Origin of the sequence: Rathayibacter sp. AY1G1, assembly GCF_002932095.1 — a bacterium.
GTDB lineage: Bacteria > Actinomycetota > Actinomycetes > Actinomycetales > Microbacteriaceae > Rathayibacter.
This window is the reverse complement of the sequence record NZ_PSUZ01000009.1, coordinates 16159-41344: the sequence shown is the minus strand read 5'-3', so window position 1 is coordinate 41344 and position 25186 is coordinate 16159. Positions and strand designations below refer to the sequence as shown.

The following is a 25186-nucleotide window of genomic DNA, read 5'->3' as shown; positions in this document are numbered from 1 at the left end:
TCGACGGGCACGACGACGGCTCGACCGACGAAAAGGGACCACCATTCCTCCGCACTCCGCCTCCGCCTCCTCCGCCGCTGACAGGACCGACGCCGGGACCTCGGGAGGGACCGAGCGCAACGCGTTCGTGGTCGTCTCGAACCGCCTCCCGGTGGACCGCGTCGTGGCCGAGGACGGCACCGCGTCCTGGAAGACCTCGCCCGGCGGGCTGGTCACCGCGCTCGAGCCGGTGATGCGCGCGAACGAGGGCGCCTGGGTCGGCTGGCCCGGCGTGGCCGATGAGGAGGTCGCCCCGTTCGTCGACAACGGCGTGCAGATCGTCCCCGTCGCCCTCAGCGCGCAGGAGCTCGAGGACTACTACGAGGGCTTCTCGAACGACACGCTCTGGCCGCTGTACCACGACGTGATCGCGCCCCCGACCTACCACCGCGACTGGTGGGACGCCTACGTGCGGGTCAACCAGCGCTTCGCCGAGGCGGCCGCGGCCGTGACGGAGGAGGACGGCGTGGTCTGGGTCCAGGACTACCAGCTCCAGCTCGTGCCCAAGATGCTGCGGGAGCTCCGGCCCGACGTCACGATCGGCTTCTTCAACCACATCCCGTTCCCGCCCTACGGGATCTTCGCGCAGCTCCCGTGGCGCCGGCAGATCGTCGAGGGCCTGCTCGGCGCCGACGTGATCGGCTTCCAGCGCCAGGGAGACGCGGGCAGCTTCCTCCGCGCGGTCCGGCGCCTGCTGGGCTACGACACCCGCAGCACGGTCGTCGAGGTCCCGGTCGAGGAGGAGGCCGTCGGCGGCACCCGCCGCGTCAACCGCTCGCGGCGCGGGGCGAGCGTGCGCCCGGTCGTCGCCCGGCACTTCCCGATCTCGATCGACTCCGCGTCGTTCGAGGCGATGGCGCGCACCCCCGAGATCCAGGCCCGCGCCGCCGAGATCCGCGCCGAGCTGGGCAACCCCGCGACGATCATGCTCGGCGTCGACCGGCTCGACTACACCAAGGGGATCGGCCACCGCCTGAAGGCCTTCGGCGAGCTCCTGGCGGACGGCCGCCTCACCTCCGAGGACGCGGTGCTGGTGCAGGTCGCGAGCCCGAGCCGCGAGCGCGTGGACACCTACCGGCAGCTGCGCGACGACATCGAGCTGCAGGTCGGCCGGATCAACGGCGACTACAGCACGCTCGGGCACCCGGCGATCAGCTACCTCCATCACGGCTACCCGCGCGAGGAGATGGTGGCGCTCTACCTCGCCGCCGACGTCATGCTCGTGACGGCGCTGCGCGACGGGATGAACCTCGTCGCGAAGGAGTACGTCGCGTCCCGCTTCGACAACGACGGCGTGCTCGTGCTGAGCGAGTTCGCCGGAGCGGCCGACGAGCTCAAGCAGGCCGTGCAGGTGAACCCGCACGACATCTCGGGGCTGAAGGACGCGATGGAGGCCTCGGCGCGGATGCCGCGCGTCGAGCGCACCCGGCGCATGCGCGCGCTCCGTCGCCGCGTGCTCGAGAACGACGTGGCGCGCTGGTCCGAGTCGTTCCTCTCCGCTCTCGCGGAGCACGCGGCCGGCCAGCAGCTCGACGTGCGGCCCGCCGCCCGCGGGCAGGAGGCGCCGCACGGCCAGGAGGCCGAGCACCGCGACGACGCGGCCCACGGACAGGCGGCCGAGCTCGAGCGGGAGGCCGCCGACGACCGCGAGCTCGACGGCGGCGCGCGATGAGCGAAGGAGTGCCCGAGCGGCTCGCGGCGGCGCTGCGGGAGCTCGCCGCGACCGAACGGCTCCTGGTGGCCCTCGACTTCGACGGCACCCTCGCGCCCGAGGTCGACGACCCCGCCCGCGCGCGGGCGCTCCCCGAGGCGCGCGAGGCCGTGCTGCGGCTCCTCGCCCTCCCCGGCACCCGGGTCGCGCTGGTCTCCGGCCGGGCGCTCGGGAGCCTGGAGGAGGTCTCGCAGCTGCCGGACGAGGCGCTGCTGGTCGGCTCCCACGGCATCGAGATCCGCCTCGACCCCGAGGAGGACGCGGTCCGGCTCGACGACGACGAGCTCGAGAAGGTGGGAGTGCTCGAGGACGTCCTGAAGGGCATCGCCCGCGGGATCGACAACGTCTGGATCGAGGACAAGCCCGCCGGCTTCGCCCTGCACACCCGCCTCGCGACCGAGCGCCACAGCCGCGTCGCCCACGTCGTCGCCCTCTCCGAGGCGCGCGCCGAGGTGCAGGGGGTCACCGTCCGCGAGGGCAAGAACGTCCTGGAGTTCTCGGTCCGCTCGACCACCAAGGGCGAGGCCGTGCAGCACCTCCGCCGCTACACCGGCGCGACCGCCGTGCTCTACGCGGGCGACGACGTGACGGACGAGGACGCCTTCGCGGTCCTCGGCTCCGGCGACGTCGGCATCAAGAGCGGCGAGGGCACCACCGCGGCCTCCTACCGGGTCCGCGGTCCCGAGCAGGTCGCGCACGCACTCCGGCTGCTGGCCGACCTGCGCGCGGAGTAGCAGCCCCCTTCCGGCGGTCAGCGCCAGCGGGTCCCGGATCGCCGACTCGCCGAGGACGGCCGTCCGCCGACGCGGGGAGCGGCCGTTCGCGACGAGTCGGAGATCCGCGGGGACGTCCGCATCCGGTGCCGCTGCCGGAGGCCGGGGCCGGGACGGGTGCGCGGGCCGGTCCGGGTCCGCCCGGCGAGCAGGGGCACCGCGCGCGAGGCGGTAGCCTCATCGCATGCCGGAAATCGATTGGAAGCCCCGCTCGCGCACCGTCACGGACGGCATCGAGGCCACGACGTCGCGCGGGATGCTGCGGGCGGTCGGGATGGGCGATGACGACTGGGAGAAGCCCCAGATCGGCATCGCGTCCTCGTGGAACGAGATCACCCCCTGCAACCTCTCGCTCGAGCGCCTCGCGCGCTCCGCGAAGGAGGGCGTGCACTCCGGCGGCGGCTACCCGCTCCAGTTCGGCACCATCTCCGTCTCGGACGGCATCTCGATGGGCCACGAGGGCATGCACTTCTCGCTCGTCTCCCGCGAGGTCATCGCCGACTCCGTCGAGACCGTGATGATGGCCGAGCGCCTGGACGGCACCGTCATGCTGGCCGGCTGCGACAAGTCGCTGCCCGGCATGCTGATGGCCGCGGCCCGCCTCGACCTCGCCGCCGTGTTCGTCTACGCCGGCTCGATCGCCCCGGGCTGGGTCAAGCTCTCGGACGGCACCGAGAAGGACATCACGATCATCGACTCCTTCGAGGCCGTCGGCGGCGTCAAGGCCGGGATCATGTCCGAGGAGGACGCCAAGCGCATCGAGTGCGCCTTCGCCCCGGGCGAGGGCTCCTGCGGCGGCATGTACACCGCCAACACCATGGCCAGCGTCGCCGAGGCGCTCGGCATGAGCCTGCCCGGCTCCGCCTCGCCCGCCGCCGCCGACCGCCGCCGCGACTACTTCGCCCGCAAGTCCGGCGAGGCCGTCGTCGAGCTGCTGCGCAACGGCACCACGGCCCGCGACATCCTCACCAAGGAGGCGTTCGAGAACGCGATCGCGGTGGCGATGGCCTTCGGCGGGTCGACCAACGTCATCCTGCACCTGCTCGCGATCGCCAACGAGGCCGAGGTCGACCTCACGATCGACGACTTCAACCGCATCGGCGACACGATCCCGCACATCGGCGACCTCAAGCCCTTCGGCAAGTACGTCATGAACGACGTCGACCGCCACGGCGGCGTCCCGGCCGTGATGAAGGCGCTCCTGGACGCCGGGCTGCTCCACGGCGACTGCCTGACGGTCACCGGGAGAACGGTCGCCGAGAACCTCGCCGCGATGGACATCGCGCCGCTGGACGGCGAGGTCATCCGCACCCTCGACAACCCGATCCACGCGACCGGCGGGCTCACCATCCTCAAGGGCTCGCTCGCCCCCGAGGGCGCGGTCGTCAAGACCGCCGGCTTCGACGCCTCCGTCTTCGAGGGTCCGGCCCGCGTGTTCGAGCGCGAGCGCGCCGCGATGGACGCTCTGACCGAGGGCCGGATCGAGAAGGGCGACGTGGTGGTCATCCGCTACGAGGGCCCCAAGGGCGGTCCCGGCATGCGCGAGATGCTCGCCATCACCGCCGCCATCAAGGGGGCCGGGCTCGGAAAAGATGTACTACTGTTGACGGACGGACGATTCTCAGGCGGCACAACCGGCCTGTGCATCGGCCACATAGCTCCCGAATCGGTGGACGCAGGTCCCATCGCATTCGTTCGCGACGGAGACCCGATTCGGGTCGACATCGCCGCTCGCTCGATCGACCTACTCGTCGACGAGTCCGAGCTCGCCGCCCGCCGAGAAGGCTGGGCCCCTCTCCCTCCGCGCTACACCCGCGGTGTCCTCGCCAAGTACGCCAAGCTCGTCCGCTCGGCAGCCGAGGGCGCCGTCACCGGGTGACCCGGCCCGCTCCGGCCGGCCGCGCACTCGCGTTCCCGGGCACTCGCCTCCGGCTCTGCCCGCCGCCGCACCACCTCCTGAAGGAATCGACACCCGCATGACTCCGGATCCGTCCGCCGTGCAGCCCGCACCGACGCCCCAGCCACCCCGACCCGCCTCCGCTCCCGGGGCCGCCCCCGCGGCCGAGGTCCTCACCGGAGCGCAGGCGGTCGTCCGCTCGCTCGAGATGCTCGGGATCGAGGACGTCTTCGGCCTGCCCGGCGGCGCGATCCTCCCGGTCTACGACCCGCTGATGGACTCCTCGAAGATCCGGCACATCCTGGTCCGCCACGAGCAGGGCGCCGGCCACGCCGCCGAGGGCTACGCCTCGGCGACCGGCAGGCTCGGCGTCTGCATCGCGACCTCGGGCCCCGGAGCGACCAACCTGGTCACCGCGATCGCGGACGCCTACATGGACTCCGTCCCGATGCTCGCGATCACCGGCCAGGTGTTCTCGACGCTCATGGGGACCGACGCGTTCCAGGAGGCGGACATCGTCGGCATCACGATGCCGATCACGAAGCACTCCATCCTCGTGACGCGTCCCGAGGACATCCCCTCGGCCCTCGCCTCCGCCGCGCTGATCGCCACCACCGGCCGCCCCGGCCCCGTGCTGGTCGACATCACGAAGGACGCGCAGCAGGACCAGGCGCCGTTCCTCTGGCCGCCGAAGATCGACCTGCCCGGCTACCGTCCGGTCACGAAGGCCCACGGCAAGCAGATCCAGGCCGCGGCCCAGCTGCTGGTCGAGTCGCGGAAGCCGGTGCTCTACGTGGGCGGCGGCATCATCCGCGCCCGCGCGGCCGCCGAGCTGAAGGCGTTCGCCGAGGCCTGCGGCGCCCCCGTGGTGACCACGCTGATGGCGCGCGGAGCGTTCCCGGACTCGCACGAGCAGCACCTGGGCATGCCCGGCATGCACGGCACCGTCCCCGCGGTGCTCGCGCTGCAGGAGGCGGACCTGATCCTCGCGCTGGGCTCGCGCTTCGACGACCGCGTGACCGGCAAGGCGGCGCTCTTCGCGCCCCACGCCAAGGTCGTGCACGTCGACATCGACCCGGCCGAGATCTCCAAGATCCGCACCGCCGACGTGCCGATCGTGGGCGACCTCAAGGACGTCCTCCCGGACCTCACCGACGCGTTCGCCAAGGCCTCCGCCGACGGCCGCGCCGACACCTCCGAGTGGTGGAGCTACCTCAAGGGCCTGCAGACGGAGTTCCCGCTCGGCTACACCGAGCCGAACGACGGCCTGCTCTCGCCGCAGTACGTCATCAAGCGCATCGGCGAGATCACCGGCCCCGAGGGCGTCTTCGCCTCCGGCGTCGGCCAGCACCAGATGTGGGCGGCGCAGTTCATCAAGTACGAGCGCCCCAACTCGTGGCTGAACTCCGGCGGCGCCGGCACCATGGGCTACTCCGTGCCCGCGGCGATGGGCGCCAAGGTCGGCGAGCCCGAGCGCACCGTGTGGGCGATCGACGGCGACGGCTGCTTCCAGATGACCAATCAGGAGCTCGCCACCTGCACGATCAACGACATCCCGATCAAGGTCGCGGTGATCAACAACTCCTCGCTCGGCATGGTGCGCCAGTGGCAGACCCTGTTCTACGAGGGCCGCTACTCCAACACCGACCTCAACACGGGTCACGACACCGTCCGGGTGCCCGACTTCGTGAAGCTCGCCGACGCCTACGGCGCGCTCGGCATCCGCGTCACGAAGCCGGAGGAGATCGACGACGCCATCCGCCTCGCCATCGCCACCAACGACCGGCCCGTGGTGATCGACTTCGTCGTCAGCCGCGACTCCATGGTCTGGCCGATGGTCCCGCAGGGCGTCTCCAACAGCTACGTCCAGTACGCCCGAGACCACAGCCCGACCTGGGACGACGAGGAGTAGACCCGCATGACGCACCACGTTCTCTCCCTGCTCGTCGAGGACAAGCCGGGACTGCTCACCCGTGTCGCCGGGCTGTTCGCCCGCCGCGGCTTCAACATCGAGTCGCTGGCGGTCGGTCCGACCGAGTTGGCCGGGCTCTCGCGCATCACGGTCGCCGTGGACGTCGAGGACCTGCCGCTCGAGCAGGTCACGAAGCAGCTCAACAAGCTCGTCAACGTGATCAAGATCGTCGAGCTCGACACCGACCAGTCGGTCCAGCGCGAGCACCTGCTCGTCAAGGTCCGCGTCGACAACGTCACGCGCTCGCAGGTGCTCGAGGCCGTCACGCTCTTCCGCGCCCGCGTGGTCGACGTCGCGACCGACGCCCTGGTGATCGAGGTCACCGGCGACACCGGCAAGACCAACGCGTTCCTGCGGGTGATCGAGCCCTACGGCATCAAGGAGATCGCGCAGTCGGGCCTGCTCGCCATCGGGCGCGGCTCCAAGTCGATCACCGAGCGCGTCTTCAAGAACTGACCGCGAACTCTCCACTACAGAAAAGGACTCACCACGTGACCGAGCTCATCTACGACGCCGACGCCGACCTCTCCATCATCCAGTCCAAGAAGGTCGCGATCGTCGGCTACGGCTCGCAGGGCCACGCGCACGCGCAGAACCTCCGCGACTCCGGCGTTCAGGTCGTCATCGCGCTGAAGGAGGGGTCGAAGTCGACCGCCAAGGCCGAGGACGACGGCTTCGAGGTCAAGAGCGTCGCCGACGCCGCGGCCTGGGCCGACCTGATCATGATCCTCGCGCCGGACCAGCACCAGCGCGCGATCTACAGCGAGCAGATCGCCTCCGCGCTGACCGAGGGCAAGACCCTCGCCTTCGCGCACGGCTTCAACATCCGCTTCGGCTACATCGAGGCGCCCGCGGGCGTCGACGTCATCCTCATCGCGCCGAAGGCTCCCGGCCACACCGTGCGCCGCGAGTTCGTCGCCGGCCGCGGCATCCCGGACATCATCGCCGTCGAGAACGACGCGACCGGCACCGCCTGGGAGACCGCGAAGTCCTACGCGAAGGCCATCGGCGGCACCCGCGCCGGCGTCATCAAGACCACCTTCACCGAGGAGACCGAGACCGACCTGTTCGGCGAGCAGGCCGTGCTCTGCGGCGGCACCTCGCAGCTCGTCCAGTACGGCTTCGAGACCCTCGTCGAGGCCGGCTACCAGCCCGAGATCGCCTACTTCGAGGTGCTGCACGAGCTCAAGCTCATCGTCGACCTCATGTGGGAGGGCGGCATCGCCAAGCAGCGCTGGAGCGTCTCCGACACCGCCGAGTACGGCGACTACGTCTCCGGCCCGCGCGTCATCGACCCGCGCGTGAAGGAGAACATGAAGGCCGTCCTCGGCGACATCCAGAGCGGCGCCTTCGCGAAGCGCTTCATCGGCGACCAGGACGCGGGCGGACCCGAGTTCCAGGAGCTGCGCGCGAAGGGCGAGAAGCACCCGATCGAGGAGACCGGCCGCGAGCTGCGCAAGCTCTTCGCCTGGAAGCAGACCGACGAGGACTACACCGACGGCAGCGTCGCGCGCTAGTCGCACCGCGTCGACCGGGGGAGCCCCGGCCCGACGAGGGACCCGTCCACCGGGATCCCCTCGCCGGGCCGGGGCTCCTCCGCGTCCGGGGCGCGACTACCGCTCGAGCTCGCGGACGAGACGGCGGAGACCGCCCTTCGGCGGGACGAGGACGGGGTCCGGCCACCGGGGCGAGAGGTGGTCGCCGAGCGTGACCCGGCGCAGCTTGCGGCCGACGAGGGGGAGGACCCAGTCGGCCGCCCAGCGGCGCTGCTCGCGCAGCCGCGCGCGGAGGCGGAGCGGCTCGGGAGCGTCCCAGGGCCCGGTCGAGATCGTGTGCGGCACGCCGAGCGTGTCGAGCACGCGGCCGGCCAGGACGCGGTGGCCGCGCTTGGAGAGGTGCATCCGGTCGGGCGACCAGAGCACGGGGGAGTGGAACTCCCGCATCGCCCAGTAGTCGACGAGGATCGCGCCCCGCTCGCGGGCGATCCGGCGGACGGCGCTGTTGTAGAGGTGGTTGCGGCGCAGGAACATCCGCGGGGCGGGCAGTCCCGGGATGTCGACGCCGGTGAAGAGCACAAGGGAGGCGCCGGTGGTCGCGAGCGCGTCGACGAGCGCCTCGTAGCGGGTGATCAGATCGACGGTGTCGGTGCCGAGGTCGAGGATGTCGTTGCCGCCGGCGTACAGCGTGATCAGGGTGGGGCGGAGCGCGAGGGCGGGCGCGAGCTGGTCCTCGGTGATCTGAGCGAGGCGCTTCGAGCGGACGGCGAGGTTCGCGTACTCCCAGCCCGGCTCGGCCTTCGCCAGGCGCTCGGCGACGCGGTCGGCCCAGCCGCGCACTCCGTTCGGCAGGCGCGGGTGCGGGTCGCCGACCCCCTCCGTGAAGGAGTCGCCGAGGGCGACGAAGCGGCGGCGGCGGTCGTCCATCCGCTCAGCCTCGCCCCCAGGGGAGGACGCGGGGTGTCCGCCGGGTGTCGGGGAGGCGGCGGCGGGCTCCGAGCCTCCTGCGAGGTGCGCGCGGCTAGGGTATTGCGGTGATCGATGGTGGACCGGGCCGCTCCCCGGAGGACGACGACGCGGCGACCCCGCCGGTGGACCGCGGGCCGGACGCCGGCCCGGAGGACGACGCCGACGACGAGGCCCTGGAGTGGGCGGGCGAGGGCGCGGACCCGACGCTCGCCGCGGGGACGGCGCGCGTGCGCCGGACGCCCCGCACGGTCGCGGGGGCGGGCCCGGCGGACGACGGCTCGGACGACGACGACTCCGAGGACGAGGACCCCGACGACGAGGCCGCGTCCTCGTCCGCTCTGCTGATCGCCGCGGGCATCGCGGCCGGCCTCTACCTCCTGTACGCCATCGCCTGGGCGATCACGGCGACGCGGCAGTCGCCGGTCGCCGCGGCCGGCTTCGCGGGCGATGCGCTCGGCGGCGCCCTCTACTCGCTCGGGCTCTGGCTGGCGGTCCTGGCGCCGCCGGTGTGGTTCGCCGTGGCGCTCCTCGCCACCCGCGACGCCCGGGTGCGCATCCGCGTGCTCTGGCTGGTCGCCGGACTCGTCCTCCTCGCTCCGCTGCCGTTCCTGAAGGGGGCCTGATGACCGACTCGACCCGGGCCACCCTCGGCGGGACCGGCCGGCGCGACCGGCCCGGCCGGCGCCTGGCCGCCTCCGTCCTCGTCGCCGTGGTGTTCGCGCTCTTCTTCGCCTGGGACGTCTGGGAGGCGGTCGGCAACCTGATCGGCCTGCGCAGCTACGCGGCCTCCCTCGGCACCGACCTGAATCCGACGGGCTGGGCGGTGCTCCTGCTCGGCCTGGTGCTGCCGGTCGCCTGCTTCGTCGTCGCCGTCCTGCTCGGCCGCCGCCGGGGGCTCCCGGCGCGCGTCGGACTGCTCGCGGCGGCCCTCTGCCTCTCGGCGGCGCTCTCGCTCGACGTGCAGCTCGTCCTCGGCGTCGAGAGCCTGGTCTCGCTGAGCTGACCGGCGGCGTCACACGGCGCGGGGCGCGCGCACCCCTCCGCTACAGTGACGGGGGGCTGCCGACGCCCCCGCCTCGGTGCCCGCTCCGTCCCCTCTCCGAAGGAAGCGCCTCTCGTGACAAAGCCGGTCGTCCTGATCGCCGAAGAACTCTCGCCCGCCACCGTGGACGCGCTCGGTCCCGACTTCGAGATCCGCTCCGTGGACGGCACCGACCGCCCGGCGCTGCTCGAGGCCCTCGCCACGGCGCACGCGATCCTCGTGCGCTCCGCGACGCAGGTCGACGCGGAGGCGATCGCCGCGGCCCCCTCGCTCCAGGTGATCGCCCGCGCCGGTGTGGGCCTGGACAACGTCGACATCACCGCCGCGACCGCCGCGGGCGTCATGGTCGTGAACGCGCCGACCTCGAACATCATCTCGGCCGCCGAGCTCACCGTCGGCCACATCCTGAGCCTCGCCCGCCACATCCCCGCCGCGCACAGCGCGCTCGCGCAGGGCCTCTGGAAGCGCTCGAAGTACACGGGCGTCGAGCTCTACGAGAAGACCGTCGGCATCATCGGCCTCGGCCGCATCGGCGCGCTGATCACCGCGCGCCTGCAGGCCTTCGGTGTGAACGTCGTCGCCTACGACCCCTACGTGACCAGCGCCCGCGCGCAGCAGCTCGGCGTCACGCTCCTCTCCCTGGAGGAGCTGCTGGCCGAGAGCGACTTCATCACGATCCACATGCCGAGGACCCCCGAGACGACGGGCATGATCTCGGACGATCAGCTGGCGCTGATGAAGCCGTCTGCGTTCATCGTGAACGTGGCCCGCGGCGGCCTCATCGACGAGGACGCGCTGCACCGCGCGCTCGTCGCGAAGACCATCGCCGGCGCCGGACTCGACGTGTTCGTGAAGGAGCCGCCGACCGGATCGCCGCTGCTCGCCCTCGAGAACGTGGTCGTCACTCCGCACCTCGGGGCCTCGACCGACGAGGCGCAGGAGAAGGCCGGCGTCTCGGTCGCCCGCTCGGTGCGCCTCGCGCTCTCGGGTGAGCTCGTGCCGGACGCCGTGAACGTCGCCGGCGGCGTGATCGACGAGTACGTGCGCCCCGGCATCCCGCTGGTCGAGAAGCTCGGCCAGGTCTTCTCGGGCCTCGCGGACTCGCCGGTCACCTCCATCGACGTCGAGGTGCGAGGCGAGCTGGCCGGCTACGACGTGAAGGTCCTCAAGCTGGCGGCTCTCAAGGGCGTGTTCACCAACGTGGTCTCGGAGACGGTGTCCTACGTCAACGCGCCGGTGCTCGCGGAGCAGCGCGGCATCGAGGTGCGCCTGATCACGGAGCCGGTCTCGGACGAGTACCGCAACGTGATCACGCTGCGCGGCGCGCTCTCGGACGGCTCGCAGATCTCGGTCTCGGGCACGCTGACCGGCACCAAGCAGGTCGAGAAGATCGTGGCGATCAACGGCTACGACGTCGAGGTCCCCCTCGCGAAGCACCTCGTCGTCATGAGCTACGTCGACCGCCCCGGGATCGTCGCGGTCTACGGCCGCGAGTTCGGCGACGCCGCGGTCAACATCGCGGGCATGCAGATCGCGCGCACCGAGGCGGGCGGCAAGGCGCTCTCGGTGATCACCATCGACTCCCCCGCCCCGGACGGCCTGCTCGAGAAGGTCCGCGTCGCGATCGACGCCGACCTCATGCAGGAGATCGACATCACCGAGCAGTGAGCACGCGGCGGTTCGCTCAGGTCGACGTCTTCGGCGCCGCGCCGTTCCGGGGCAACCCGGTGGCGGTCGTCGTCGACGGCGACGGCGTGGGCGACGCCGCGATGGCGGAGTTCGCGCGCTGGACGAACCTCTCCGAGACGACCTTCCTCCTCCGCCCGAGCGATCCCGCGGCCGACTACCGGCTGCGGATCTTCACGCCGGGCGGGGAGCTGCCCTTCGCCGGGCACCCGACCCTCGGGAGCGCGCACGCCTGGCTCGCGGCCGGAGGGACGGCCCGCGCGGCGGGGGAGCTCGTGCAGGAGTGCGCCGCGGGTCTCGTCCGACTGCGGGTGACGGAGGAGGGCATCGCCTTCGCCGCCCCGCCCCGCCGGCAGACCGGACCGGTCGACGAGGCGACGCTCGAGCGGGTGGCTGCGGCTCTGCGGATCCCGCGCGCGGAGATCCTCGACCACGAGTGGGTCGACAACGGTCCCGGCTGGCTGGCCGTGCGGCTCGCCTCGGCGGAGCAGGTCCTCGCGCTGCGGCCGGACCAGGCTCTCCTCGCCGGGCTCCCCGTCGGCGTCGTGGGCGAGCATCCGGCGGGAGGCGAGTGCGCGGTCGAGGTGCGGGCGTTCATCCCCGACGCCGGTGTGTCCGAGGACCCGGTGACGGGGAGCCTCAATGCGGGGATCGCCCAGTGGCTGATCGGCAGCGGCGTGCTGCCCGAGCGCTACACGGCCGCTCAGGGGGCGGCGTTGGGCCGAGCCGGGCGCGTGCGCGTCGAGAGCACGGACGGCGCGATCTGGATCGGCGGCGCGACGGTGACCCTGATCGACGGGGTCGTCGAGCTGTAGCGGGTCCGCCGGGGCGGCGCGGCTCAGCTCCCGAGGAGGCGCTGGACGACCGCGAGGACGTCCTCGGCCTCGCCGCGCGACTGCGAGCCCGTGGGGAGCAGGGCGGAGTTGTAGTAGAGCCCGTCGCTCATCAGGACGATCGCCCGGGCGACGAGCGGGTCGCCCACGGCGTCGGCGACCACCTCGTTCCAGCTGTCGTGGATCCGCGCGAGGCCGCCGCTGGCGCGCTCGTCGTGCCCCTGCGCGATGCGCGACACGGCGAGGATCGTGCGGTCGAAGGCCGAGTCGGCGGCGAAGGAGGTGCGCAGCAGGTAGGCGACCACGCCCTCGGGAGCGGCGAGGCTCTGCGCGACGTCCGCCTCCCGCCGCGCGTCGAGGCGCTGCAGGAGCCCGTCGACGAGGGCGTCCTTCGAGGGGAAGTGGTAGAGCAGCCCGCCCTTGGAGACTCCGGCCTCGCGGGCGACGGCGTCGAGGGTCGCGGCGCGCTCGCCCTGCTCGATGAGGAGCTGCTCGAACGCGTCGAGGACGCGGTCGCGGGCGGGGGCAGGAGGCACGGCGACCATCCTACGGCGCATCAGTGGCGACTGTACCGGCCGGACGGTATACTCTCTCCGTTCTCTTCTGAAAGGTCGTCCCCGTGTCCGCGCGCACCGCTCCCGTCTCCACCCACGACACCGCCGGCGCCGCCGACCGGGTCGGGCGACGCGCCTGGGTGGCGCTCGCGGTGCTGATGCTCCCGGTGCTGCTGGTCTCGGTCGACAACACGGTGCTGAACTTCGCGCTCCCCTCGATCGCCGAGGATCTGGGCCCCTCCGGCACCGAGCTGCTGTGGATCGTCGACGCCTACCCGCTGGTGCTCGCGGGCCTGCTGGTGGCGATGGGCAGCCTCGGCGACCGCGTCGGGCGGCGGCGCCTCCTGCTGGTCGGCGCGGTCGGCTTCGCCGCCGTCTCGGTCGTGGCCGCGTTCGCTCCCACCGCCGCGGCGCTCATCGGCGCCCGCGCGGCACTGGGCTTCTTCGGCGCGATGCTGATGCCCTCGACGCTCTCGCTCCTGCGCAGCGTCTTCCCCGACCGCGACCAGCGCCGCCTCGCGATCGCGATCTGGGCGACCGGCTTCGCCGTGGGCTCGGGCATCGGCCCGCTGGTCGGCGGCGTGCTGCTCGAGCACTTCCCCTGGGGGTCGGTGTTCCTGCTCGCGGTGCCCGTGCTGCTCCCGCTGGTCGTCCTGGTGCCGATCCTGGTGCCGGAGTCGCGCGACCCGCAGCCCGGCCCGGTCGACGTGGTCAGCATCCTGCTGTCGCTGGCGACCATGGCGCCGGTCGTCTACGCGGTGAAGTCCTTCGCCGAGCACGGGATCGACGCGGTCGGCGTCGCGGCGCTCGTCGTGGGCGTCGTCTCGGGAGTTCTGTTCGTCCGCCGCCAGCAGCGCCGGGCCTCGCCGATGCTCGATCTCTCGCTCTTCCGCCGCGGCTCGTTCAGTGCGGCGATCGTGGTCAACCTCCTCAGCGTCACCGCGCTGGTCGGCGGGCTCTTCTTCCTCTCGCAGCACCTGCAGCTCGTGGTCGGGCTCTCGCCGCTGGAGGCGGGCCTCGTGCTCGTGCCGGGCCTCGCCGTGATGATCCTGGCCGGGCTCGGCGTGGTGCCGATCGCGCGCCGCGTCGCTCCGCGCCTCGTCGTCCCGGCCGGACTGCTGGTCTCGGCCGTCGGGTACATCCTGCTGGCCCTCGGCAGCGGGGCGCCCGGAGGAGCGTCCGCGCTCACCGTCGCCGTCGCCTTCGCGTTCCTCGGCCTGGGCATCGGTGCGGCCGAGACGGTGTCGAACGAGCTGATCCTGGCCAACGCGCCCGCCGACAAGGCCGGTGCGGCCTCCGCCGTCTCCGAGACCGCCTACGAGCTCGGTGCCGTCCTCGGCACCGCGACGCTCGGCACGGTCCTCACCGCCGTGTACCGCGGGGGAGTCGTGCTGCCCGAGGGCCTCGACGCCGCGCAGGCGCAGCGGGCCGGGGAGACCCTCGGCGGCGCCGTCTCGGTCGCCGGCGAGCTGCCCGCCGACTCCGCCGCGAGCCTCGTCGCGTCGGCGAGCGCGGCGTTCGACTCGGGCGTCGGCTGGTCGGCCTGGCTCGGTGTCGTCCTCGTGCTGGCCGCCGCCGCGGTCGGCGCCTGGCGACTCCGCCGGAGCTGACGCTCCTCCTCTCCTCCCGAGGGAGGCCGCCCGGGACGCGCAGCGCCTCCCGGGCGGCCCTCGCCAGCCCGACGGGGGGCGCGTGCCCCGGACCGCGGCGCGGGCGGGCCGCGAGTACGCTGGGGGGACTCCGACCCCGTACGCCTGAGGACCGCCATGCCCCGCACCGTGAAGCTCGCCGTCATCCCCGGAGACGGGATCGGGCCCGAGGTGACCGCCGAGGCCGTCAAGGTCCTCGACGCCGTCACCGCCGACTCCGACCTGGTGCTCGAGACGACCACCTTCTCGCTCGGCGCCGCCCGCTACCTCGAGACCGGCGACGTCCTCACCGACGAGGACCTCGCGGCGATCGCGGGGCACGACGCGATCCTCCTGGGCGCCGTCGGCGGAGCACCGGGGGACCCGCGCCTCCGGGACGCGAACATCGAGCGCGGGCTGCTCCTGCGGCTGCGCTTCGAGCTCGACCACTACGTCAACCTGCGGCCGACCCGTCTCTACGCGGGCGTCCCCTCGCCGCTCGCGGCTCCCGGCGAGGTCGACTTCGTGGTCGTCCGCGAGGGCACGGAGGGGCCCTACGTCGGTACCGGCGGCTCGATCCGGCAGGGCACCCCGCACGAGGTCGCCAACGAGGTGTCGGTCAACACCGCCTACGGGGTCGAGCGCGTCGTCCGCCACGCGTTCGAGCTCGCCCGCACGCGCCGCTCCCGGCTGACGCTCGTGCACAAGACGAACGTCCTCGTCTTCTCCGGCTCGCTCTGGAAGCGGATCGTCGACGAGGTGGGGGCCGCCTTCGAGGACGTGGCCGTCGACTACCTCCACGTGGACGCCGCCACGATCTTCCTCGTGACCGACCCTGCTAGGTTCGACGTCATCGTCACCGACAACCTCTTCGGCGACATCCTGACCGATCTGGCCGGCGCGATCAGCGGCGGCATCGGACTCGCGGCCTCGGGCAACATCAACCCCGACGGCGCGTTCCCCAGCATGTTCGAGCCGGTCCACGGATCCGCGCCCGACATCGCAGGACGGCAGCTCGCCGACCCGACCGCCGCGATCCTCTCGGCCGCGATGCTGCTGGACCACCTCGGCCGGAGCGACGAGGCCGCCCGCGTCACCGCAGCCGTGACCGCCGACATCGAGTCGCGCGACGGCACCCCGCGCTCCACGGCCGCGATCGGCGACTCCGTCGTCGCCCGCCTCCGCTGATCCCCCGCAGAAGGACACCACCACGATGAGCACCGACTCCGCCCCCGCCGACCTCGCCTTCGAGGTGACCGCCGCCCCCGCGCCCCGCTCCGCCGAGGAGCGCGCCCGGATCCTCGCGAACCCCGGCTTCGGCATGCACTTCACCGACCACATGGTCGGCCTCCGCTGGACCCGCACGGACGGCTGGCACAGCGCCCGCGTCGAGCCCTACGGCCCGCTCGCGCTCGACCCCGCCGCCGCCGTCCTGCACTACGCGCAGGAGATCTTCGAGGGGATGAAGGCCTACCGCCACGAGGACGGCTCCGTCTGGACCTTCCGCCCGGAGGCGAACGCGCGCCGCCTGCAGCGCTCGGCCCGCCGCCTCGCGCTGCCGGAGCTCCCGACGGACCTCTTCGTCGAGTCGCTGCGGCAGCTGATCGCGGTCGACGGCGACTGGGTCCCCTCGGAGCCGGAGACCAGCCTCTACCTGCGCCCGTTCATGTTCGCGCAGGAGGCGTTCCTCGGCGTGCGCGCGGCCGAGGACGTCGGCTACTACGTGATCGCCAGCCCCGCCGGCGCCTACTTCTCGGGCGGGGTCGCCCCCGTGTCGATCTGGCTCTCCACCTCCTACGCCCGGGCGGGCAAGGGCGGCACGGGAGCGGCGAAGACGGGCGGCAACTACGCCTCCTCCCTCCTTCCGCAGCAGGAGGCCTACAGCCACGGCTGCGCGCAGGTCCTCTTCCTCGACTCGCAGGAGTCGCAGTGGATCGAGGAGCTCGGCGGCATGAACGTGGTGCTGGTGAAGAAGGACGGCACGCTGGTCACCCCGGAATCGGACTCGATCCTCGAGGGCATCACGCGCGACAGCGTCCTGCAGCTCGCCGAGGACCGCGGCCACCGCGTCGAGCGGCGCCGCGTGAGCATCGACGAGTGGCGCGACGGAGTGGCCTCCGGCGACGTGGTCGAGGTGTTCGCCTGCGGGACCGCCGCCGTGATCACCCCGATCGCCGAGCTCAAGGGCGAGGGCTTCTCCGTCGGCCGCGAGGGCGCGCCCGCCGGGGAGCTCACGATGTCGCTCCGCGAGGAGCTGACCGGCATCCAGTACGGACGCCGCGAGGACACGCACGGATGGATGACGAGGCTGGACGCATGAAGATCGCACGATTCGCCACGCAGCGCGACGGGGACAACGGGGGAGCGATCCACTTCGGGATCGTGGACGAGGACGACCTTGTCGTGCTCGCCGGCGACCCGATGTTCGCCGGGTTCGACACCACGGGGGAGCGCATCCCGATCGCGGAGGCGAAGCTCCTCGCGCCGGTGATCCCGCGCTCCAAGGTCGTCGGCATCGGGAGGAACTACGCCGACCACGCGGCCGAGATGGGCGGTGACGCCCCGGCGGAGCCGCTGGTGTTCCTCAAGCCGAACACGTCGGTCATCGGCCCGGACGAGGCGATCGTCCTCCCCGAGGACAGCCAGCAGGTGGAGTTCGAGGGCGAGCTGGCGATCGTGATCGGCGCCGTGGCCCGCAACGTCCGCGCGGAGGACTACGAGGACGTGGTCTTCGGGTACACGATCGCCAACGACGTCACCGCACGCGACCTCCAGCGCTCCGACGGCCAGTGGGCGCGGGCGAAGGGCTACGACACCTTCTGCCCGCTCGGACCGGTCATCGAGACCGAGTTCGTCTGGAACGAGAGCGCGATCGAGACGCGCGTCAACGGGCGCGTGCAACAGTCGGGCAGCACCGGCGACATGATCCACGGGGTGCCCGAGCTCGTGGCCTACGTCTCGCGCATCTTCACGCTGCTCCCCGGGGACGTGATCCTCACCGGGACGCCCGCCGGCGTCGGGCCGATCGCGAACGGCGACACCGTCGCGGTGGACGTCGAGGGCATCGGCACGCTGTTCAACCCGGTGGTCGTCCGGCGCTGAGCCCGGGCCCTCCTCCGCGGAGGGACGAGCGCCTCCGGCCCGCGCGGATCCTCGGATCCGGCGGGCCGGACACGTCCGAGCGGGACGTCAGTCGGCGCTCGCCGGGTCGCTGCCGACCGCGCCCTCGGTCTCGTCCGGCAGGTCGGCGTCGCCGGAGACGGTGTCCCCTCGGCTGTCGCCGTCGGTCACGGCGTCCGTGACACCGCGGTCGATCGCGGTGCCCCCGGGAGCGGCCCCCGCGGCGGAGGCGTCGGCCGCGTCCTCGCCGGGCAGCACCGTCTGCGCGCCGCCGGTGTTCGGAACGGCGTCGCCGCCGGATCCGGGAAGGTCCTCGTTCACGTTCTGGTCGGCCATGTCGGCTCCTCTCGTCGGGGCTCCAGCCCAGCACGCGACGGGCCCCTCCGCAGGACGTTGACAGCGCGGGGACGAGGGGGCAGAGGCGGGCCGCGAGGCCGGGCGACGCGCCTTCACCGTGCTCCCCGGCGCTGTCAAGCGGACTGCCTCCGGGGCCGTCTGGTCGTAGCGTCGAGCTATGAACTCCTCCCGCACCGACTCTGTCAGCCGCATCGCTCGGGAGGACTTCGGCTGGTCGTCGCTGCTCCCCGGTCAGCGCGAGGCGATCGAGTCGGCGGCCTCCGGGCGCGACACGCTGCTGGTGCTGGCGACGGGCGGCGGCAAGTCCGCGGTCTACCAGATCGCCGGAGCCGAGCGCGGCGGCGTCGTCCTGGTCGTCTCCCCGCTCGTCGCCCTGCAGGCCGACCAGCTCGCCGCGATCGAGGCGGCTCCGGCGGCCCCGCCCGCCGTCGCGATCAACTCCTCCCAGGGCGCCGCGGCCGTCGCCCGCGCCTGGGACCGGATCGACGAGGGCGGCCCGCTCTACGTGCTCCTGGCGCCCGAGCAGCTCGCCAAGCCCGAGAACGTGGCGCGTCTGGCGGCCGCAGGAGTGTCGCTCCTGGTCGTCGACGAGGCGCACTGCGTCTCCTCCTGGGGCCACGACTTCCGCCCCGACTACCTCCGCCTGGCCGACGTGCGCGGCGAGCTCGGGGACCCGCCGGTGCTCGCGATGACCGCCACCGCCTCCGGGCCGGTGCGCGACGAGATCATCGAGCGCCTCCGGATGACCGACCCCGAGATCCAGGTGCACGGCGTCGACCGTCCGGAGATCCGGCTGGTGGTGCACCGCCACGAGAGCGAGAACGAGAAGCGCGCCGCCGTGGTCGAGGAGGCGCGCAGCTGGACGGCTCCGGGCCTGGTCTACGTCGCCACCCGCAAGGAGACGGAGGCCTACGCGGCCGACATCGCGGCGGAGGGGCGCCGGGTCGCGGCGTACCACGCCGGACTCAAGGTGTCCGAGCGCAAGGTCGTGCACGAGCAGTGGCGCGCCGGCGAGCTCGACGTCGTCGTCGCGACCTCGGCCTTCGGGATGGGCATCGACCGGGCCGACGTCCGCTTCGTGCTGCACGCGACGACCACCGAGTCGCTCGACGCGTACTACCAGGAGATCGGCCGCGCGGGTCGCGACGGCGAGCCGGCGACGGGCGCTCTGCACTACCGCGCCGAGGATCTGGGTCTCCGCCGCTTCTTCGCCAAGCGCTCGGTCGACAAGGCCGCGCTGCGCGTGATCTGGGCGGCCGTCTCGGAGCAGCCGGGGCTCGACTCCGCGGCTCTCGCGAAGGAGCTGGGGAAGCCGGCCCGCACGATCGCCCGGATCGTCAACGATCTCGCGGACGCGGGGCTGGTGGAGACCGGGTCCGGTCTGCGCGCCACGCGCGAGGCCTCGGGCGACGAGGCCGTGCACGCGGTGAAGGAGGCTCTGGCCTCCCGCGAGCGGATCGCGGAGTCGCGCCTGTCGATGATGCGCGCCTACGCGGAGACCAGCCAGTGCCGCCGCCGAGTCCTGCTGGACTACTTCGGCGTGGAGTCGGCCGAGTGGTGCGGCAACTGCGACGGCTGCGAGCGGCACGAGGCGAGCGGCGAGACCGTCGAGGCACCCGTGGACGCCCCTCTGAGCGTCGACGAGTCGGTGGAGCACCGCGAGTGGGGCGCCGGCACCGTGATGAGCGTGGAGGCCGACCGGGCGACGATCTTCTTCGAGTCCGAGGGCTACAAGGTGCTGTCGTTCCAGGCGCTCGAGTCCGGCGTCCTGCGCGAGCGCGAGCACGCCTCCGCCTGACCCCGGCTCTCCGCGCCGGCCGATCGCCGCTCGCGGGACGCCGCTCCGGTACGGCAGGCACGGCGTGCCGTGCACCGGAGCGGCGTCCCGCGGAGGGGGTCAGACCTTCGAGACGGCCGAGCTCACGTCGGTGGGCTTCTCGTAGTCGCCGTCCGGGATCGCACGGAGGGCCTCGAGGACGTCGCCGTCCGCGCCCTCCTTCTCCGCGGTCTCGACGATCGTGTCCTTCGAGGCGGGGTAGTCGATGCCCGAGAGGTACTTCTGGATCTGGATCGGGTTGGGTGCGTCCATCGTGCTGTCCTTTCGTCGCCTTGCTGAGTGTTACGAGTGCTCTTCGGCGAAGAGCCGGTCGAAGGCGTCGACGCGCCGGTCGGTGACCGTCGTGGGCGTCTCGAGGTGCACGGCGCCGCTGGGCACCAGGCCCGCGCCGCCGAAGCGCTCCATGACGCGCCACTGCGCGGCGACGTCCTCACCGCTGTGCTCCGGGGGCAGCTGCTCCCAGAAGTCGAAGCCGCCGACGGCCAGGAGGGCGTCGCGGCGGTAGAGGACGCACGCGCCCAGCCAGGCGACCCGGTACGCGCGCCAGGCGCCCTCCGGGACGTCGAGGCGGGCGGCGACGTGCGTGAGATTGGCCGCGTTGTGCAGCGGCCAGCGCTCGAACTCCGGGGTTCCGCGCCGCACCCGCTCGGGCTCCACGCGCTCCTCCCAGGTCTCGAACGACTCCGTCTCGTGCGGGCGCACGTCCTCGAGGTAGGACAGGCCCTGCACCGCGGAGCCGACGAAGCCGCAGTCGAGGCGCTCGAGGGCCTCGTGCAGCCGCGAGAGCGTGCCCGGCTCGAGCCACACGTCGTCGTCGAGGAAGAGGACGGCCGGGGCGGTGGCGAGGGAGAGGAGGTAGTGCCTCTGCTCCGCGAGCCCGCGCCGGGGCAGGTGCCGGCGCACCACCGGAGCCCGGCCCTGCGCCTCCAGCACGCGCAGCATCGCGAGGATCGTCGGGTCGCTCTCGGTGACCGCGTCGTCGGACTGGTCGCTGACGATCACGCGGAAGGGCGGGTCGTCCTGGGCGGCGAGTCCGGCGAGCGTGGCGGCGAGCTCGGCACGGCGGCCGACCGTCGGCACCAGCACGTCGATCAGCGGCTGCCGGGGAGCCTCGTGGACCCCCCAGCGCCCGGACCACCGGCGGCTGGTCACGGCGCGGCCGATCGGATGCGCTGGACCATCTCGGTCGTGGAGTGCTCCGAGACGTAGCCGACCGTGGTGACGACGCCCCCGTAGGAGCGGACGACGGCCGCCTCCGCGAGCATGTCGGGGTTGTAGTCCCCGCCCTTCACGTAGACGTCGGGCTGCACGCGCTCGAGCAGCGGGATGGGGGTGTCTCCGCCGAAGAGCGTCACGTAGTCGACGCAGCCCAGCTCGGCGATCACGCCCGCGCGGTCGCCCTCCGGGTTGATCGGCCGTCCCTCGCCCTTCAGCCGCCGGACGGAGTCGTCGTCGTTCACCGCGACCACGAGCACGTCGCCGAGCTCGCGGGCCTGGCGGAGGTAGGCGGTGTGGCCGCGGTGCAGGACGTCGAAGCAGCCGTTGGTGAACACCACGCGGCGACCGCGGCGCGACTGCTCCGCGAGGACCTCGACGAGGGCGTCCTCGCCGAGCACGACGGCGCCGGGAGCGGCGAGGGAGGCGAGCAGGTCGTCGCCCGAGCAGACGGAGGTGCCGGGGCGCTGCACGACCACGTCGGCGGCGGCCTGCGCCAGATCGACGGCGGTGGCCAGGGAGCGGCCGGCGGCGAGGGCGAGGGTGGCGGTCGCGGCGAAGGTGTCTCCGGCGCCGGACGCCTGCTTCTCCTCCGCGGGCTGAGCGAAGGTGCGGCTGACCGTGCCGTCGGCGTCGAGGGCGGTGGAGCCGTCCCGGTCGAGGGTGACCACGACGTGCCGGGCGCCCGAGCGGGCGCGCAGGTCGTCCGCCGCGTCGCGCACGGCGGCGGCCCGCTCCGTCCCGCGGCCGAGGGAGCCGCCGAGCAGCCGCTCCGCCTCCTTGGCGTTCGGGGTGACGAGGTCCGGCCGGGCGAAGGCCCAGTCGGCGAGCTCGTGCGCGTCGATCACGAGGAGGCCGGGGCGCCCGACGGCGAGCAGGCGCTCGACGGCCTCGCGGAGGATCCCCGAGCCGTAGTCGCAGACCAGGACGGCGTCGGCGCCCGCGGCGGCCTCGGCGGCGGCACCGGCGAGCAGGGCCAGCTCGTCGTCGGCCGGGTGGTGCGGGCCGGAGTCGACGCGCAGCATCACGCTGTCGCCGCCGACCACGCGGGTCTTGATCGTCGTCGCAGCGCCGGTGCGGACGACCCGGGAGGTGTCCAGGCCGGCCCGCTCGAGGGCGCGCACGAGCCGGTCGCCCTCGGAGTCGCGTCCGGCCACGCCGACCGTGCGGACGACGGCGCCCAGCGCGCGCAGGTTGGCGGCGGTGTTGGCGGCCCCGCCCGCGACGTCGACGACGTCCTCGAGCCGCAGGACCGGCGCGGGCGCCTCCCGCGTGACGCGCTCCGCCTCGCCGAGCCACCAGGAGTCGAGGATGAGGTCCCCGATCACGGCGACGACCGGTGGGCGCTCGTGGACGTGCGCCAGGAGGGCGCTCGCCCGCTGGAGCGCCGAGCCCTCGAGGCTCATCGCGCGCCTCCCGGCAGGACGGGCAGACCGAAGTGCACGACCGTGGTCGTGGTCATCTCGTCGAGCAGCTCCGGGCCGTAGCCGAAGCCGGAGCCGGATGCTCCGCGGGGCTGGGCGCTGCCGCCCGGCGCTCCTCCGAAGACGCCGTTGACCTTGACGGTGCCGACCGGCAGCGTCGCCGCGGCCCGATGGGCGTGCTCCATGTCGGCGGTGAGGATCGAGGCGGCCAGGCCGTAGGGGCTCGCGGCGGCCAGGTCCAGGCCCTCGTCGAAGGAGTCGACGACGCGGATCGGCGCGACGGGCCCGAAGGTCTCCTCCGTCATCACCAGCATCGACTCGGTGCAGTCGGCCAGGACGGTCGCGGGGTAGAAGGTGCCGTCCCCGGGAGTGCCGCCGGTGAGGGCGCGCGCGCCGCTGCCGAGCGCCTCCGTGACGTGCTCGTGGACGGCGTCGCGCATGCGGGCGTCGACGAGGCGGGGGAGCGGGCCCGCGCTCCAGCGGTCGGCCTCGGCGACCAGCGCCGCCGTGAACGCCTCGGCGATGTCGCGGTGCACGTAGATCCGCTCGACGGAGGTGCAGATCTGGCCGGCGTTGGCGAAGGCGCCCAGCGCGGCCTGCTCGGCGGCCCAGACCGGGTCGACGTCGCGGTCGACGACGAGCGCGTCGTTGCCGCCGTTCTCGAGGATCACGTGCGCGCCGGTGACGGCGGCGACCCGGGCGAGCGCGCGGCCGGTGGCGGTCGAGCCGACGTGGGCGAGGACGTCGACGCCCTCGGTGCGCGCCAGCTCGTCGCCGACCGCCCCGTCACCCTCGACCAGGGTCAGCACGCCCTCGGGCAGCGCCTCGGCGAGGATGCTCGTGAAGAGGGCGCCCGTGCCCGGGCTGCGCTCGCTCGGCTTGTGCACGACGACATCCCCGGAGACGATCGCGGCGCCCAGGAGGCCCGCGGCGACGGCGACCGGGTCGTTCCACGGAGTGAGGGCGAGCACGACACCGCGCGGGTGCGGCAGGGCCAGATCGACGTTGAGAGCCCCTCCGCGCAGGCTCCTCCCGCGGTGAAGCGGGCCGAGCTCGGCGTACTGGAGCAGCGTGTCGACACCGGCGCGCACGCCGCCCAGCGCGTCGCCGGCGGGCTTGCCCGTCTCCTGCGTGTTGAGGTCGGCGAGCTCCTGCTCGTGCTCGGCCACGCGGTGGGCGGCGGCACGGAGCAGGGCGCCGCGCTCGGCGGGCGCGGTGGCGGCCCACGCGGGGAACGCGGTCCGCGCGCGGCGGACGGCGTCGGCGGCGGTCGTGGCGGGGGTCGTGATGTCGATGGTCACGGTCACCTCTCGGTCGGGGGCGCCCGCGGAGTGGCGGACGCATCCGTCCGGTACCCGGGTGGTGCGCGCCTAGACACCCCGCCTCGGGAATCCGCCCCCGGATCGGCGACGAGGGCTCGCCGCCGATCCGGTTTCGGATCGGTCCCGGCGGGGAAGTGGAGGAGTGCACCGTCCCCGGAGCGGCGCCCGCGCGCCCTCCGCACCTGAGAGGAACCCGTCGTGGTCGCCATCGCCCCCCTCCGAGAGCCCTTCGCCGGAGTCGAGAGGATCGCCGTCCTGCGCGGCGGCGGACTCGGCGACCTGCTGTTCGCGCTGCCCGCCGTCGACGCCCTCGCGGCCGCCTACCCGGGAGCCGAGATCACCCTGCTCGGGACGCCCGCGCACCGGGTCCTGCTGACGGGCGTCGAGTCGCCGATCGCCGACGTCGAGATCCTGCCGGTGGCGCAGGGCGTCCGCGACGGAGAGGGGGAGGACCCCCGGGTCGTCGAGGACTTCACCGAGCGGATGCGCGCGCGCCGCTTCGACCTGGCCGTGCAGCTGCACGGCGGCGGGCGCTACTCCAACCCGTTCCTCCAGCGCCTCGGCGCGCGCCACACGGTCGGGTCGCGCACCGACGACGCCGCGGAGCTCGAGCGCACGATCCCCTACGTCTACTACCAGCACGAGATGCTGCGGGCGCTCGAGATCGTCGGGCTGGCAGGAGCGCCCGCGACACGCCTCGAGCCGGCGCTCGCCGTGGATCCGGAGCGGCGGGACCGCCTCGCCGCGGCGCTGCCCGCGGGCGGCCCGCTGGTGCTGATCCACCCCGGCGCGACCGATCCCCGCCGGCGCTGGCCCGCCGCCTCCTTCGCCGCCGTGGCGACGGAGCTGCTGGCGGACGGCGCGCGCGTGCTGGTGGTGGGCGACGCCTCGGACGTGCCCGCCGCCGACGAGATCGTCGCCGGAGCGCCGGGAGCGGTCTCCTGGGCGGGCGTCGTGGACCTCCCGGACCTCGCTCCGCTGCTCTCGCTCGCCGACCTCGTGCTCGGCAACGACTCCGGACCCCGCCATCTCGCCGCCGCGGTCGGCGCTCCGACGGTCGGGGTCTTCTGGGTGGGCAACGCGATCAACGCCGCGGCCCTCGGGCGGCAGCGCCATCGGGTGCAGCTGAGCTGGACCACGCACTGCCCGGTCTGCGGGCGCGACGCCACGCAGGTCGGCTGGACCGCTCCGCGCTGCGAGCACGACGTCACGTTCGTCGGCGATGTGCGCGTCGAGGCGGTGCTCGAGGACGTCCGCGGGGTGCTCGCCACCACCCGCTGAACCGCGAGACGCCACCTCGGTACGCGACGC

23 protein-coding genes are annotated in these 25186 nt (G+C 73.4%); 16 read left to right on the top strand and 7 right to left on the bottom strand.

Annotation, left to right across the window (positions count from 1 at the left end; genetic code table 11):
* The first annotated feature begins 127 nt into the window (after nt 1-127).
* The 6 genes from C5C36_RS06710 (at nt 128) to ilvC (ending at nt 7909) form a co-directional block, all read left to right on the top strand.
* The gene (locus tag C5C36_RS06710; RefSeq protein WP_104250140.1) at nt 128-1711 is read left to right on the top strand and encodes a trehalose-6-phosphate synthase; all 1584 of its coding nucleotides are present in this window, start codon (nt 128-130) and stop codon (nt 1709-1711) included.
* Nucleotides 1708-2484 carry a trehalose-phosphatase gene (gene otsB / locus C5C36_RS06705; protein ID WP_104262689.1) on the top strand — a complete coding sequence of 259 codons (777 nt, stop codon included), beginning with the start codon at nt 1708-1710 and terminating at the stop codon, nt 2482-2484. The genes C5C36_RS06710 and otsB overlap by 4 nt, the downstream gene beginning before the upstream one ends.
* Nucleotides 2485-2707: 223 nt before the next feature.
* On the top strand, nt 2708-4402 hold the full coding sequence (ilvD, locus tag C5C36_RS06700) for a dihydroxy-acid dehydratase (RefSeq protein WP_104233215.1): 1695 nt from the start codon (nt 2708-2710) through the stop codon (nt 4400-4402).
* Nucleotides 4403-4499: 97 nt separating this feature from the next.
* On the top strand, nt 4500-6332 hold the full coding sequence (locus tag C5C36_RS06695; RefSeq protein ID WP_104268713.1) for an acetolactate synthase large subunit: 1833 nt from the start codon (nt 4500-4502) through the stop codon (nt 6330-6332).
* Between the two features lie 6 nt (nt 6333-6338).
* Nucleotides 6339-6848 carry an acetolactate synthase small subunit gene (ilvN, locus tag C5C36_RS06690; protein ID WP_104223540.1) on the top strand — a complete coding sequence of 170 codons (510 nt, stop codon included), beginning with the start codon at nt 6339-6341 and terminating at the stop codon, nt 6846-6848.
* Nucleotides 6849-6883: 35 nt separating this feature from the next.
* On the top strand, nt 6884-7909 hold the full coding sequence (gene ilvC / locus C5C36_RS06685; RefSeq protein WP_104223539.1) for a ketol-acid reductoisomerase: 1026 nt from the start codon (nt 6884-6886) through the stop codon (nt 7907-7909).
* A gap of 96 nt (nt 7910-8005) precedes the next feature.
* On the opposite strand, the gene C5C36_RS06680 is transcribed toward ilvC, so the two are convergent.
* Nucleotides 8006-8815, bottom strand: a complete 810-nt coding sequence (locus C5C36_RS06680) for an SGNH/GDSL hydrolase family protein (protein WP_104223538.1) — start codon at nt 8813-8815, stop codon at nt 8006-8008.
* Between the two features lie 107 nt (nt 8816-8922).
* Here C5C36_RS06680 and C5C36_RS06675 point away from each other — a divergent pair, with 107 nt between their 5' ends.
* The 4 genes from C5C36_RS06675 to C5C36_RS06660 all read left to right on the top strand — a co-directional run bounded on the left by C5C36_RS06675 (nt 8923) and on the right by C5C36_RS06660 (nt 12400).
* Complete coding sequence (locus tag C5C36_RS06675) at nt 8923-9480, top strand: hypothetical protein (protein WP_104309448.1); 558 nt, start codon at nt 8923-8925, stop codon at nt 9478-9480.
* Nucleotides 9480-9860 (top strand): hypothetical protein, encoded by a 381-nt coding sequence (locus C5C36_RS06670; RefSeq protein WP_104309447.1) that lies wholly within the window; start codon nt 9480-9482, stop codon nt 9858-9860. The genes C5C36_RS06675 and C5C36_RS06670 overlap by 1 nt, the downstream gene beginning before the upstream one ends.
* A 114-nt stretch (nt 9861-9974) precedes the next feature.
* A complete protein-coding gene (gene serA / locus C5C36_RS06665) occupies nt 9975-11567 on the top strand; it encodes a phosphoglycerate dehydrogenase (protein WP_104223535.1) in 1593 nt (530 codons plus the stop codon).
* Complete coding sequence (locus C5C36_RS06660) at nt 11564-12400, top strand: PhzF family phenazine biosynthesis protein (RefSeq protein WP_104309446.1); 837 nt, start codon at nt 11564-11566, stop codon at nt 12398-12400. Before serA ends, C5C36_RS06660 begins: the two co-directional genes overlap by 4 nt.
* Before the next feature lie 23 nt (nt 12401-12423).
* Here C5C36_RS06660 and C5C36_RS06655 read toward each other — a convergent pair whose 3' ends face one another.
* Entirely contained in the window at nt 12424-12963 is a 540-nt protein-coding gene (locus C5C36_RS06655) for a TetR/AcrR family transcriptional regulator (RefSeq protein ID WP_208543367.1), read from the bottom strand.
* A gap of 74 nt (nt 12964-13037) precedes the next feature.
* Between C5C36_RS06655 and C5C36_RS06650 the strand changes: the two genes are divergently transcribed.
* From C5C36_RS06650 to C5C36_RS06635, 4 genes are all read left to right on the top strand, one after another.
* Nucleotides 13038-14582, top strand: a complete 1545-nt coding sequence (locus tag C5C36_RS06650; RefSeq protein WP_258059394.1) for an MFS transporter — start codon at nt 13038-13040, stop codon at nt 14580-14582.
* A 156-nt stretch (nt 14583-14738) separates the two neighbouring features.
* Entirely contained in the window at nt 14739-15788 is a 1050-nt protein-coding gene (locus tag C5C36_RS06645; RefSeq protein ID WP_104223533.1) for a 3-isopropylmalate dehydrogenase, read from the top strand.
* Between the two features lie 25 nt (nt 15789-15813).
* On the top strand, nt 15814-16920 hold the full coding sequence (locus tag C5C36_RS06640; RefSeq protein ID WP_104226252.1) for a branched-chain amino acid aminotransferase: 1107 nt from the start codon (nt 15814-15816) through the stop codon (nt 16918-16920).
* Entirely contained in the window at nt 16917-17702 is a 786-nt protein-coding gene (locus tag C5C36_RS06635) for a fumarylacetoacetate hydrolase family protein (protein WP_104309445.1), read from the top strand. The genes C5C36_RS06640 and C5C36_RS06635 overlap by 4 nt, the downstream gene beginning before the upstream one ends.
* An 87-nt stretch (nt 17703-17789) precedes the next feature.
* Here the strand turns inward: C5C36_RS06635 and C5C36_RS06630 are convergent, their stop codons facing one another.
* The gene (locus tag C5C36_RS06630) at nt 17790-18056 is read right to left on the bottom strand and encodes a hypothetical protein (protein WP_104309444.1); all 267 of its coding nucleotides are present in this window, start codon (nt 18054-18056) and stop codon (nt 17790-17792) included.
* Between the two features lie 178 nt (nt 18057-18234).
* On the opposite strand from C5C36_RS06630, the gene C5C36_RS06625 reads away from it, so the two are divergent.
* Nucleotides 18235-19875, top strand: coding sequence for a RecQ family ATP-dependent DNA helicase (locus C5C36_RS06625; protein WP_104239270.1), 1641 nt, complete (start codon nt 18235-18237; stop codon nt 19873-19875).
* A 99-nt stretch (nt 19876-19974) separates the two neighbouring features.
* On the opposite strand, the gene C5C36_RS06620 is transcribed toward C5C36_RS06625, so the two are convergent.
* From C5C36_RS06620 to C5C36_RS06605, 4 genes are read right to left on the bottom strand one after another with little or no spacing between them, the layout of a single operon-like run.
* Nucleotides 19975-20166: a DUF2795 domain-containing protein gene (locus tag C5C36_RS06620; protein WP_104223528.1), complete on the bottom strand. Its 192-nt coding sequence runs from the start codon at nt 20164-20166 to the stop codon at nt 19975-19977.
* Between the two features lie 30 nt (nt 20167-20196).
* Nucleotides 20197-21066, bottom strand: coding sequence for a glycosyltransferase family A protein (locus C5C36_RS06615; protein ID WP_219814885.1), 870 nt, complete (start codon nt 21064-21066; stop codon nt 20197-20199).
* Nucleotides 21063-22535, bottom strand: a complete 1473-nt coding sequence (rfaE2, locus tag C5C36_RS06610; protein WP_104309443.1) for a D-glycero-beta-D-manno-heptose 1-phosphate adenylyltransferase — start codon at nt 22533-22535, stop codon at nt 21063-21065. The genes C5C36_RS06615 and rfaE2 overlap by 4 nt, the downstream gene beginning before the upstream one ends.
* Nucleotides 22532-23854 (bottom strand): aldehyde dehydrogenase, encoded by a 1323-nt coding sequence (locus C5C36_RS06605; RefSeq protein ID WP_258069358.1) that lies wholly within the window; start codon nt 23852-23854, stop codon nt 22532-22534. The genes rfaE2 and C5C36_RS06605 overlap by 4 nt, the downstream gene beginning before the upstream one ends.
* A 219-nt stretch (nt 23855-24073) precedes the next feature.
* On the opposite strand from C5C36_RS06605, the gene C5C36_RS06600 reads away from it, so the two are divergent.
* Nucleotides 24074-25156: a glycosyltransferase family 9 protein gene (locus C5C36_RS06600; RefSeq protein ID WP_104309442.1), complete on the top strand. Its 1083-nt coding sequence runs from the start codon at nt 24074-24076 to the stop codon at nt 25154-25156.
* The last annotated feature ends 30 nt before the right edge of the window (nt 25157-25186 follow it).

Coding starts and splice junctions, on each gene's coding strand:
- otsB (WP_104262689.1), top strand. CDS start 1,708: ATGAGCGAAGGAGTGCCCGAGCGGCTCGCGGCGGCGCTGCGGGAGCTC.
- ilvD (WP_104233215.1), top strand. CDS start 2,708: ATGCCGGAAATCGATTGGAAGCCCCGCTCGCGCACCGTCACGGACGGC.
- C5C36_RS06695 (WP_104268713.1), top strand. CDS start 4,500: ATGACTCCGGATCCGTCCGCCGTGCAGCCCGCACCGACGCCCCAGCCA.
- ilvN (WP_104223540.1), top strand. CDS start 6,339: ATGACGCACCACGTTCTCTCCCTGCTCGTCGAGGACAAGCCGGGACTG.
- C5C36_RS06680 (WP_104223538.1), bottom strand. CDS start 8,815: ATGGACGACCGCCGCCGCCGCTTCGTCGCCCTCGGCGACTCCTTCACG.
- C5C36_RS06670 (WP_104309447.1), top strand. CDS start 9,480: ATGACCGACTCGACCCGGGCCACCCTCGGCGGGACCGGCCGGCGCGAC.
- C5C36_RS06655 (WP_208543367.1), bottom strand. CDS start 12,963: ATGGTCGCCGTGCCTCCTGCCCCCGCCCGCGACCGCGTCCTCGACGCG.
- C5C36_RS06645 (WP_104223533.1), top strand. CDS start 14,739: ATGCCCCGCACCGTGAAGCTCGCCGTCATCCCCGGAGACGGGATCGGG.
- C5C36_RS06640 (WP_104226252.1), top strand. CDS start 15,814: ATGAGCACCGACTCCGCCCCCGCCGACCTCGCCTTCGAGGTGACCGCC.
- C5C36_RS06635 (WP_104309445.1), top strand. CDS start 16,917: ATGAAGATCGCACGATTCGCCACGCAGCGCGACGGGGACAACGGGGGA.
- C5C36_RS06630 (WP_104309444.1), bottom strand. CDS start 18,056: ATGGCCGACCAGAACGTGAACGAGGACCTTCCCGGATCCGGCGGCGAC.
- C5C36_RS06625 (WP_104239270.1), top strand. CDS start 18,235: ATGAACTCCTCCCGCACCGACTCTGTCAGCCGCATCGCTCGGGAGGAC.
- C5C36_RS06620 (WP_104223528.1), bottom strand. CDS start 20,166: ATGGACGCACCCAACCCGATCCAGATCCAGAAGTACCTCTCGGGCATC.
- rfaE2 (WP_104309443.1), bottom strand. CDS start 22,535: ATGAGCCTCGAGGGCTCGGCGCTCCAGCGGGCGAGCGCCCTCCTGGCG.